The 5787-nt window shown below is 40.2% G+C and carries 6 protein-coding genes; 5 read left to right on the plus strand and 1 reads right to left on the minus strand.

The genetic code is table 11. The features are described 5' to 3' along the window. On the plus strand, positions 1-708 hold a 708-nt coding region (locus tag EDM53_RS03595), incomplete at its 5' end, for a transposase (RefSeq protein WP_165379618.1). A 640-nt stretch (positions 709-1348) separates the two neighbouring features. Here EDM53_RS03595 and EDM53_RS03600 read toward each other — a convergent pair. Next, entirely contained in the window at positions 1349-2683 is a 1335-nt protein-coding gene (locus EDM53_RS03600; RefSeq protein ID WP_130122313.1) for an ankyrin repeat domain-containing protein, read from the minus strand. 163 nt (positions 2684-2846) lie between these two features. Between EDM53_RS03600 and EDM53_RS03605 the strand changes: the two genes are divergently transcribed. The 4 genes from EDM53_RS03605 to EDM53_RS03620 all read left to right on the plus strand — a co-directional run. Next, positions 2847-3332 carry a helix-turn-helix domain-containing protein gene (locus tag EDM53_RS03605; RefSeq protein WP_130122314.1) on the plus strand — a complete coding sequence of 162 codons (486 nt, stop codon included), beginning with the start codon at positions 2847-2849 and terminating at the stop codon, positions 3330-3332. A 35-nt stretch (positions 3333-3367) separates the two neighbouring features. After that, positions 3368-3730: a transposase gene (locus tag EDM53_RS03610; RefSeq protein ID WP_130122315.1), complete on the plus strand. Its 363-nt coding sequence runs from the start codon at positions 3368-3370 to the stop codon at positions 3728-3730. Between the two features lie 353 nt (positions 3731-4083). Further along, on the plus strand, positions 4084-5301 hold the full coding sequence (locus EDM53_RS03615) for a hypothetical protein (RefSeq protein ID WP_165379619.1): 1218 nt from the start codon (positions 4084-4086) through the stop codon (positions 5299-5301). Between the two features lie 190 nt (positions 5302-5491). Next, on the plus strand, positions 5492-5787 hold a 296-nt coding region (locus EDM53_RS03620), incomplete at its 3' end, for a helix-turn-helix domain-containing protein (protein WP_130122317.1).

Raw genomic sequence — 5787 nt, forward strand, 5'->3', positions numbered from 1 at the left:
CTAAACGAGACATATGCGAAGTTTTTTAAGTACGGGATGATGAAGCTCTGGAAGTATAAGAAAGATAGCAAAGCGAAGGTAAGAGGTAAGATACTGAAAAGCATCAAAGTTCGTCTTGGTAGACTGCTTCGAATAGCGACAAGAGGTATAGAAGATAGAGGTCTGATACTAGAGGATAGTGCGAGAATTGTTCTGTCTAAAGCGCGTGATATTCATGCTCAGTCAGTGTTGAACAAAAGAGAGAAGGAGTTGTATAAACAAGACAAGAAGGTCATCTATAGCTTCCATGCACCTGAGGTGGGATGTATAGGGAAAGGTAAACTGAATAAGCCATACGAGTTTGGGAATAAAGTGTCTATAGCTGTGAGTGGTAGAGGTAACTTTGTAGTGGGAGTGAAATCATTCCACGACAATCCTTACGACGGTCACACACTTGAGCAGAGTATATTAGCGGTGAAAGGGTTGGGGATTGAGCCAGGCAAGTATTTTGTAGATCTCGGGTATAGAGGACATAACCATAGAGCAAAAAGCAAGGTATATCTGCCGAACACGAGGAAGAAGCACCTTAGCAAGGAAGAGAAGTTAATGCAGAAGAGAAGGAGCGCAATAGAGCCAATCATAGGTCATCTGAAGCAATACGGGAGGATAGGTAGGAACTACCTGGAGGGTATAATTGGAGACGTTATCAACCCATTAATCTCTGCGTAACCCCTCTTCCCCCAAGGAGTCAAAAGTTGAAGGGATGACACGAGCAGCGAGGGGTGAGTCATGCTCAAAATTGAGGCTGAGACTCATATTGCACCTCAAACGTCAACATTTGGCTATAAGCCTTGGCAAAAAACATAAATCGTACGGGAATTGAGACCAGCACTCTAATACAGATATTCAAAATCTAGACTTTTGACGAATGGACTAGTTACAGTAGTTACCTCGTTTGTGTAATATAGCCTGCGCGCAGGCTACATTATGGAGTCAGAGGTGTCAAGTATTAAATTGAATTTGTCAGAAATTGTAGTTTACATCTACATCTTGTTGGTCCTTAGAATCACCTTCCTTTGGGAATGATATAGTTTATGAATGATGATGGACGGTGAAATTGAAGGATATTGGGTGTAACGCGACCCTATACCGGTTAATAGACGTTAAGAGGTACACATATTTTGTGAAAATCTTCTATGAGGGAGACAACACCTGTATTACAGCCGGACAGTAGGATTAGATGCTACTTTTAGCAGAATCGTGCTATAACCCACATCTCACCTAGCTTACAGCTCCTCTTACGAACCTACGGGGGATAAGACCTAGACACCCATCTTCTCCTCTCCATCACTTCTGACGCACGGACGAGTTAGACCACTGTTGCGCCGCTGTTCCAATCAATCGTCAAAGGATAAAGCCCAGACTCCATAGTCCCATCTCCCACTAACTCAGCCTGATATTCTGTTAGGTAGTCAGTCGCCCTTGCGTTTTCAGCAGTGTGTGGAGCAGTGTCGTATTTTGTAAAGTACGTAGTATACTCTGCTTCAAAGCTCACAGCTCTGTAACCTGATATGAGACCAGTATAAATAGGAGAGGAAGTGTCCAAGAATCCCATCAGTCTTTCTACTATGTGCAACCTCATCACATGCTCCTGGAGCCATGTGGGTAGAGTTGACATCCATGTAAGCATGTCGTTAGGAACAATGTTGCTTGGATCATTGTCTTCTGGAGTTTCATGTTGTTTTTGTTGGCTGCTCCTTGGAGCTACTTGTTCATTTGTCAAGGCGGTGTCATCATCACGACACGCACTGGCAGCTGAGTCTTGATCAGCTGCTGAGACACTGTTGTCATGTTGTGAGTCGAGGCTTGTGTCGGTGTTGGAGTGAGTATCTTCTTCTCTGTTGATGTCTGAGGTAAGGGACCCAGTCTCGGTGTTCTCAAGCTCATGTGCCATGAGCTCACTGGCATAGGTGGGCAAAACAATCTTCCTAAGCTTGACTATGTCTTTAGTGTCAAATTTTTCCCACCAATATGGACTTTCAAAGTATTTACACACTTCTTTGATCATCTCAAGAGGTAATGAAAACCTTGAAAGAGCCAAACTATAACCAACCATCTGTAATATGGCCTTATCGTTATGCTCTAATATCTCAAAAGCTTCCTGTGACGTGTCTGTGACAAATTTGTTATCCCTTAGCTCTGGTCTACAGAGAGATGGATCTGCGCCATATTGGAGCAAGAGTATGCAGTTCTCTTTTTGTCGATACGAAATCGCGATAGATAAGGGTGTCTCTCCATTATTATCAACGATGTTTGTTTCTGCACCTGCTTCTAGAAGCAACTCAAGTGTATCGAGGTGTTCACTGTTCCTAACAGCCAGGTGTAACGTCGTCTTACCTGCTTCCTCCAAGAAGTTTGGGTTTGCTTTATGTTGTAGAAGTAGGCGAGTAACATCAACATGATTGCGAAAAACAGCAAGATGTAGTGCTGTCCATCTTCCATCATTATGAGCATCAACTCTTACAAGTGGATGTGCAAGTAGTAGCTTAAGGATCTCAGTACGATTCCACCTAGCAGCATGGTGCAAGGCTACTTCGCCAGATATGTCACTGTTATGAACGCTTCCTCCACTGTTCAAATACTCCTTGACTCCATCTATATCCCCGTCCTCTACGTACATGCGAAGAAGATCCATTGTAGGCATATTTTAACATGATTTAATATTGCGTGATGAGTGGCATTATATCACATCACATTGTGATTGCTACAATTTTTGATAGGATACTTTTATAGAGCAAGTAAATCATGTACTTGGATTTATAATAGCTCCATTTCTGAACACACTTAATCGTGGTTATGGGTATCAAATGGAAAGATATGTCATCTTTGTAACAACAGAAGAGGTAGAGATGGGATTATCACCACAACTAATAACAGAGTCACTATATGTAGAGGCGGTCCGTGAACTGAGTAATTTACGGGAAGACAATCGAGTAGGAATGAGGCTCAGGGGAATAGTTTCTGCAAAGGAGCATGGTGTTAATGTAGTATCGAAAGTGTTCAATATCACTACAAATACACTAAGAGCTTGGGTAAAAGGCTACAGGGATAATGGATTATCTGGTCTTTATTATAAACCCGGTAGAGGCAGAAAGAGTAAATTACAAGAGAATCATTGTGATGCTATTAAGCAGTGGCTGGAAGAAGAGCCTAATCTCACATTGAGCAAGCTTGTTGTAAGGCTAAAGGAAGTGTTTGATTTAGATACTAGCAGCGCTGGAGTTTATAGGACTTTGTTAAAGATGAAGCTATCGTATTATAACGCCTCGTCCTGTACACTACAAGCAAGATAAGAAACTCTATGAGGAGTTAAAAAAATCTAAAGGAAGTGAGGGAAAAGAGTCCAAATAAGGCAGTATATTTTTTTGATGAGTCTAGATTTGGTACTCATTCTAAGTTAGGACACAGTTGGTTTATGAAGGGAGTTCGTACGGCAGTAAGGATGAAGGTTGGGTTTCAAAATTTTTATGTTTACAGGGCAGTTAACGTGTGTAGAGGAGATAATTTGAGCTTGATAGCGGGAAATGTGAATACGGAGTTGATGAATATTTTTCTGAATGAGATGTCGAAATACTTGGGAGGTTGTGAAGCTATAGTAGTAATGGACAGAGCTGGTTGGCACAGGTCGAAGAATTTAGTTGTACCGCATAACATTGAGATTCTTTATCTACCAACCTACTCACCTGAATAACCCTACAGAGAGATGGTGGCAATATTTGAAACGCAATACGATCACAAATAAGGTATATGATACTTTGGAAGCTTTAGAGGATTCAGTATGCGAGTTTATTAAAAATTGTACCACACAAACCTTGGCACAAATATGCTCCCTCAATTATTAGATAAGTTATTTACGAAAATGGTATAATAAATAGAGGTGTATATGAAAATACGAGTTCAAATTACAGGCGACACGATTGTTCTCTGGATGAAGTAGATGAAAGTGTGTTATAGTGTATAAAGCTGCGATTTATTGGGAATCCGTATACAATTTCGCCGCTTTACGATAAAAAAACATAATTTATAAAGATGAGGAATAAGAATATGAAGGCAAGAAAGTTAAATATCGCGATGAGTCCCAGTGATTTTAAGAATTTTAGTAAATATTTGAAACAAGGGAAAGTAGAAGAATTTATAGCAAAGTTTATGGCTGCCCATTCCAACATTGAAAGAGATGACGTGTTGAGTTTAGCCCTGGATCGAGCCATTAAACTTAGGCAGCCAGGTATGGTGAAGCAGATTCTGGATATACCTCATACATCCAGCATACTAACAACTCTCAACAGTAAGCCCTATACCCCTATTGCTTATGTATTAAATCACTGTATAGATAACCCAAGAATGAGCAATCCTACGGAAGGTAGCACATTTGCTTATGTTTTAAAGTATTTGAAAGAGCATAAAGATCAGATTCCTCTGATAGATTTAGAAGGGGGAGAGCTCCTGTCGATACGTGCTGGTTTGTTTTTACCTCATTGGGAAGTCACATTTGATGAAGAGTTTGATTACCTTAAGGAGCATGTTTTGGATTACTTGTATACTCAGGATTCGCTTAATGTTCTGTGCAGCGCATTTCGATATGACTTCGATGAAATGCAATATTTAGAGGAATGTGAAAGTGTAGAAGGCGGCAGTACGAGCGAAAACAATGCTGCCACATCAAATAGTGGACGGAAGGATACCATAGGTAAGCAAAAGATAGCTGGCCATGAGGATACAGATGGAGAAGATAAGCCCAGTATAAGGTCCACAGAAGATATGCATCAGGAGTGGGGTGATGTAGCAGTGTTAATAGGTAGTGATGTTAGGCAAAAGGATGGAACTGTGGAAGTGAATGATGAAGAGGTACCAGGAGTCCTGTTTGAGGAGCTTTTAGGATGGATTAGTGAATTGCCTGAGTGGTTACAAGTTTATGTGTTGCGCTCACATCCTGTAGAAAGGATTTTAGAATTTATCAAGAGCTTAGAATCTGCATGGAGAATAAGGTTATTTGAAGATGGATTGGAGTTAGACAATAAGGCTCATACAGCAGAGGATATAATAGGTATGATTGAGGAGAAGGCTGTATTGGGTGTGGATGTGGAACACAAGCCAGATGAGAATGTGATGAACAAGGAGTATGAGGCAGTAGGTGTACTGATGAGATGTGGTCTAACAGTTTCAAGCTTTAGTGTTGGAGCATATTATGAATATCAAGAAGAAACAGCATATGGAATTTACAATACATCCATATCTGAAGTACAGGACATAGACGTTATGTAGTGATTATTGAATAGTATATACAAAGCCCCATTTTTAAATGATTCAAAACAGATTTTGTGAAATTCGGCTTTGCGTAGCTATTTCAATACGCTTACGTAGCCTCATCCTCAAATTCATTTGCCTGATTTAATCTGAAATTTGGTATTATTTATAGATGAGGATAAGTGAGGCTATGACAAAGTAGGATAGAATCAAAGACTACAAAGAAGAGGATTTTCGAAGGTTGAGCGGAGTCAAGAGAAGGACATTTGAAAGGATGATAGGAATACTGGAAGAAGCAGAACAAAAGAAGAAAGCAAGTGGAGGTAAGGCTAATATATTGTGTATGGAAGATAGACTATTAATGACGTTGGAATACTTAAGGAAATACCGTACGTATTTTCATGTTGCATCTTCATATGGTATATCGGAGAGTAGTTGTTATAGGAATATCAAGTGGATAGAAGATACACTAGTCAAGCATCCAGACTTTAGGTTACCAGGAAG

The organism is Rickettsiales endosymbiont of Peranema trichophorum, from assembly GCF_004210275.1.
Lineage (GTDB): Bacteria > Pseudomonadota > Alphaproteobacteria > Rickettsiales > Midichloriaceae > RICK02.

What these genes read in the sequence shown, in the direction of transcription:
- EDM53_RS03615 (WP_165379619.1), top strand. Translation starts at nt 4,084, where the DNA reads ATGAAGGCAAGAAAGTTAAATATCGCGATGAGTCCCAGTGATTTTAAG.
- EDM53_RS03605 (WP_130122314.1), top strand. Translation starts at nt 2,847, where the DNA reads ATGGAAAGATATGTCATCTTTGTAACAACAGAAGAGGTAGAGATGGGA.
- EDM53_RS03600 (WP_130122313.1), bottom strand. Translation starts at nt 2,683, where the DNA reads ATGCCTACAATGGATCTTCTTCGCATGTACGTAGAGGACGGGGATATA.